This window comes from Thomasclavelia sp., from assembly GCF_017889095.1.
Taxonomy (GTDB): domain Bacteria; phylum Bacillota_I; class Bacilli_A; order Erysipelotrichales; family Coprobacillaceae; genus Thomasclavelia.
The window spans coordinates 1-3,600 of record NZ_JAGHEW010000203.1; the positions used below are offsets into that span (position 1 = coordinate 1).

5 protein-coding genes, 2 tRNA genes and 1 riboswitch are annotated in these 3,600 nt (G+C 31.5%); of the genes, 3 read left to right on the forward strand and 4 right to left on the reverse strand.

The genetic code is table 11. The features are described 5' to 3' along the window. Positions 1-44: 44 nt before the first annotated feature. The 4 genes from J7M77_RS08820 to J7M77_RS08835 form a co-directional block, all read right to left on the reverse strand. A tRNA-Thr gene (locus J7M77_RS08820) sits at positions 45-120 on the reverse strand. A gap of 17 nt (positions 121-137) precedes the next feature. Continuing rightward, positions 138-213 (reverse strand) — tRNA-Val (locus J7M77_RS08825). Between the two features lie 99 nt (positions 214-312). Then, positions 313-1,593, reverse strand: coding sequence for a glucose-6-phosphate isomerase (locus J7M77_RS08830; protein ID WP_296877594.1), 1,281 nt, complete (start codon positions 1,591-1,593; stop codon positions 313-315). Between the two features lies 1 nt (position 1,594). Further along, positions 1,595-1,972 (reverse strand): CvfD/Ygs/GSP13 family RNA-binding post-transcriptional regulator, encoded by a 378-nt coding sequence (locus tag J7M77_RS08835; protein ID WP_296877596.1) that lies wholly within the window; start codon positions 1,970-1,972, stop codon positions 1,595-1,597. Between the two features lie 261 nt (positions 1,973-2,233). Between J7M77_RS08835 and J7M77_RS08840 the strand changes: the two genes are divergently transcribed. The 3 genes from J7M77_RS08840 to J7M77_RS08850 form a co-directional block, all read left to right on the forward strand. After that, positions 2,234-2,482: a NifU family protein gene (locus tag J7M77_RS08840; protein WP_296877598.1), complete on the forward strand. Its 249-nt coding sequence runs from the start codon at positions 2,234-2,236 to the stop codon at positions 2,480-2,482. A 159-nt stretch (positions 2,483-2,641) separates the two neighbouring features. Then, a complete protein-coding gene (locus tag J7M77_RS08845) occupies positions 2,642-2,776 on the forward strand; it encodes a hypothetical protein (RefSeq protein WP_296877605.1) in 135 nt (44 codons plus the stop codon). Next, positions 2,767-2,868: riboswitch (SAM riboswitch) on the forward strand. It overlaps the preceding gene by 10 nt. 66 nt (positions 2,869-2,934) lie before the next feature. Further along, the coding region (locus J7M77_RS08850) for an S-adenosylmethionine synthetase N-terminal domain-containing protein (protein WP_296877607.1) at positions 2,935-3,600 on the forward strand (666 nt) is incomplete at its 3' end.

The following is a 3,600-nucleotide window of genomic DNA, read 5'->3' on the forward strand; positions in this document are numbered from 1 at the left end:
AGTTACAGTCAGCCGCGTTTAGCCACTTCGCTACTCCTCCATCATGGTGCCGGCTAAAGGACTTGAACCCTCAACCTACTGATTACAAGTCAGTTGCTCTACCAATTGAGCTAAGCCGGCTTTATTTACTTTTTAAATGGTGGAGGTTAACGGGCTCGAACCGCTGACCCTCTGCTTGTAAGGCAGATGCTCTCCCAACTGAGCTAAACCTCCGTTTCCTTAGTGCTCATATATATTATCATTATCTAAATCATTAGTCAATAAAAAAATAATTTTTTTGATAAAAAAAGGTGATCATCGATCACCTTCCTATTAATAACCAGGTTTACCTAGTAATTTAAACATGTTTGCTTTATATACTTCAACACCAGGTTGATTGAATGGATTAACACCTAATAGATATACTGACATTGCACATGACATTTCGAAGAAGTAAACCATGTATCCAAATCCATAAGCATCCATTTTATCCATTGTAATTAAGATATTTGGAACATTACCAGTATTGACATGGGCATCAATTGTTCCTTGACATGCTTTTTTATTTACATAATCAACTGTTTTACCAGCTAAATAATTTAATCCATCTAAATTGTCAGGATCACTTGGAATTTCAAGATCACTAGCAGGTTCTTCAATTTGTAATACTGTTTCATAAAGAACTTTGCTACCTTCCTGGATAAATTGTCCAAGTGAATGTAAATCAGTAGAGAAAGTTGCGCTAGTAGGTAAAATACCTTTTCCTTCTTTACCTTCAGATTCACCATATAATTGTTTCCACCATTCAGCAACCATTGCAAGTTGTAATTCATAAGTTACAAACATTTCAGCAGGATATCCAGCTTTGTGTAAGATTTGACGAGCAACACCATAACGATAAGCATCATTTTGTTCAAGATCGCTTACACCATATTTATCCATCGCATCTTTAGCACCTTTCATCATGGCATCAACATCAATTCCAGCCATAGCGATAGGGAATAAACCAACTGGTGTTAAAACAGAATAACGTCCTCCAACATCATCAGGAATTACAAAAGTAGTATATCCTTCTTCAGTTGCTAGAGTTTTTAAAGCTCCTTTAGCTTTATCAGTAGTAGCTACGATTCTTTCACGAGCACCATCTTTACCGTATTTTTCTTCACACATTTCTTTAAAAATTCTAAATGCAATTGAAGTTTCTGTAGTTGTACCAGATTTTGAAATTACGTTGATAGCAAAATCTTTACCATCAAGATAATCAGCTACTTGTTTAATATAGTTTGATGAAAATGTATTTCCAACATAAATAATTTCAACTTTATTTTTAGGATATAATCCATTGATTGCTTCAATAGCTGCACGAGCACCTAAATAAGAACCACCAATTCCGCATACTAATAATACATCAGTTTTATCTTGTAAAGATGCAGCTTTTTCTTTAATTAACTCAACTTCAGCTTTATCATAATTTTCAGGAAGTTCAACCCATCCTAAAAAATCATTTCCAGCTCCAGTTTTGTTATGAATCATATCATGAATTTCGTTAACTTTTTCTTGATATGAACTTAAATCTTCACTTAATTTAGCTTTACTTAAATCTAATTTGATCATTCTAATTTTCCTCCGTGATTCCTTGTTTGATCCATAATTGCATTGCTGATGCTAATGGTTTAAAACCATTAGGGGTTTCAACGATTGAACGTCTAGGATTTTTATAGTAAACACGTTTATTGCGTCTACGATAACGATTATCAATGGCTTTTAAGCTTAGCCGGGCATGGTTGGTAGATTCATCAAAATCAATAACTTTGACTTTAATAGTTTGACCAACCTTAACAAAACTATTAATACTTTTTACAAATTTATCCGAAATCTCAGAGATATGAATTAATCCTGTAGAGTTATCAGGTAAATTGGCAAAAGCACCATAAGGCTGAATACCAGTGATTTTGACATCAATGATATCACCACGTTTTATTTTTTGGCTCATCTAATAATCACTCCTTACTAGCTTATTATAACATAAAATCGTTATTATAACATAAAATTGATAAAAATATTTCTTATTAAATAATTTTTTTAAAAATCTAATATTACAAAAAGTTATCAATAAGATTAATAATTTTATTTTTGGGTATGCTAACTACAAATAATCTAATTTTTAATCATTCTAAAATAGACTGGTTTAGATTTGGTGATTATATTTATTTAAAAAAATATTCTTTTATGTTACAATATGCATTAAAAAGAGGTGATAATAGTGAATACATTTGAAGAAGTAAAAAAAGTAATCAATAAATTAAGACCATATTTAAATCGTGATGGCGGGGATATTGAGTTTGTTGATTTTAAAGATGGAATTGTTTATGTAAAGATGCTAGGAGCATGTGTAGGCTGTTCATTATTAGATGAAACTTTAAAAGATGGTGTTGAACAAATTTTAATGGAAGAAGTGCCTGGTGTTTTAGAAGTAAGAACAGTAGATCAGCCAGAACTTTAAAAAATTGAGAAAAATTTGAGACAAAATAACCGTTTTTTTGTGTTAAAATATTAGTAGATATTAAATTGCTTGCATCTTGAAAGCAAATATATTATTATGTAGTTGTCATTTTTAGGAATATTATTATTTAATTTATACAAACTAAGTTAAGGTGATAATATGAATAATATTCGACAACAGAAAATGATTGCTAGTATTTTGTTAGATATTGGTCTTGACGATGATATCATTGAGGTGATAACATCATTAAGCAAAGAAGAAATAAAACAAATAAATAAAAAAGACTCTTATTAAGAACTACTAGATGAAGATCGATGATGTAGTGGCAACCCTATATTTAATTAGAAGGTGCCTGACTTAGCAAGGTTAAACTTGAACAATGAGAGAAGGCTTCCTAAAATACGTTTGCTTTCTCTTTAGGAAGCTTTTTTATTTGTCGAAAGGAGAAAGAAATGAAAGAAAAATTATTATTTACTTCAGAATCAGTATCAAAAGGACATCCAGATAAAGTTTGTGATCAAATTAGCGATGCAATTTTGGATGCTTGTTTAAAAGAAGATCCTAATTCACGGGTTGCCTGTGAGGTATTTGCAACTACGGATCTAATTGTTATTGGTGGTGAAATTACAACTTTAGCTAACGTTAATTATGAACAGGTTGCTAGGGATGTTTTAAAGGATATTGGTTATGATGAAAGTGAAAAAGGAATTGATTATCGTACTTGTAAAGTACAAGTGGTTTTAGATAGTCAGTCACCAGATATTGCTCTTGGAACCAATGAAGAAGTTGGTGGTGCTGGTGATCAAGGAATTATGTTTGGTTATGCCTGCAAAGAAACAGAAGGATATATGCCATTAGCTATTTCTTTGGCTCATCATCTAGTACGTTATGCTACTGAAAAAAAGAATAGTGGTGAATTTAAATCGGCTCGTCCTGATATGAAAGCTCAGGTCACAATTGATTATAGTAAAGCTAAACCGCAAATCGATACTATTTTAATGTCGATCCAGCATGATCCTGATTTTGATGAAGCAAGTTTTAAACAGTATATCAAAGAAAATATCATGGATGCAGTTGTTTCTAAATATGATTTAAATCACGATTTTAAAGTATTGATC